Here is a 1,153-nt window from a genome sequence, read left to right on the forward strand (position 1 = left end):
TTTTGATCCCTTCCCAATATCAGTGCAGGGGTAAATCAGAGATCCTGACTTTTTTGGAGACTTCGGATAAATTCCTCCGGAGTCCGGTTATTTAATGATGAATGCGGTCTTTCACGGTTATATTCCTGCCGCCACTGTTCGATCTTTTCACAGGCATCTTCCAGCGATAAAAACCAGTGCACGTTCAGACATTCATCCCGCAAGCTACCATTGAATGACTCGATAAACGCATTATCCGTGGGCTTTCCCGGGCGCGAGAAGTCCATTACCACACCGTTTTCATACGCCCATTTATCCATCACTTTTGAGATAAACTCGCTGCCGTTATCTGTCTGAATGCGTTCCGGAACACGACCGTGCTGATGTTTCAGCCTCTCCATAACACCCACCACATCCTCACCTTTCAGGCCCTGCCCGACCTCGATCGCCACGCATTCGCGACTAAAATTATCCACTACAGTTAACGCCCGGATGCGCCGGCCATTGAACAGATTATCAGCAACAAAATCCATACTCCAGCACTGGTCCACCGCTGTCGCAGCCGGACGCGAACGCCTGTGACGCGCTGTGACATGTCGTCGCGGACGTTTTGTCCGCAGATTAAGGCCTTCCAGACAGTAAATTCGGTAGGTTTTCTTGTGATTGACCCGCCAGCCTTCACGGCGTAACAGGATATGGATACGCTGGCAGCCATAGCGTATCCGTGTTTCGGCTATCTCGCGAATACGCCGGGTCAGCGCCCGGTCATCCCGGCAACTCTGATAGTGATAAACCGTGCGGCTCTGCATCATCAGATGGCATCCGCGTCGGACGCCAATGCGATAAGCGGCCAGCAGATATGCCACCGCCTCGCGCTTCTGTGCAGGCCTCAGAACTTTTTTCGGATAACGTCCTGCAGCATCTCCTTGTCCAGACTCAAATCGGCCACCAGGCGCTTCAGCCGGTGATTTTCCTCCTCAAGCTGACGCAGACGGCGCAGTTCAGTGACGCCCATACCGCCAAATTTCTTCTTCCAGTTGTAAAATGTGGCCTCAGAAATCCCCATTTTACGGCACACCTCTTCCACCCGGGTGCCGGTTTCGGCCTGTTTCAGCGCAAACGCTATCTGTTCTTCGGTATAACGGGTCTTTTTCATCGTATTTCAGTTCCTTTT

Annotated in this window: 1 protein-coding gene; it reads right to left on the minus strand. The window is 52.1% G+C overall.

The features are described 5' to 3' along the window. Positions 1-35: 35 nt before the first annotated feature. Positions 36-1,135 (minus strand): IS3 family transposase gene (locus BTJ39_RS24245; protein WP_096777791.1). Its coding sequence is split into 2 segments (ribosomal slippage): positions 36-874 and positions 874-1,135, totalling 1,101 coding nucleotides; the frame shifts between segments, so codons are not numbered across the junction. Positions 1,136-1,153 lie beyond the last annotated feature (18 nt).

It is taken from the genome of Izhakiella australiensis (assembly GCF_002006995.1).
Classification (GTDB): Bacteria; Pseudomonadota; Gammaproteobacteria; order Enterobacterales; family Enterobacteriaceae; genus Izhakiella; species Izhakiella australiensis.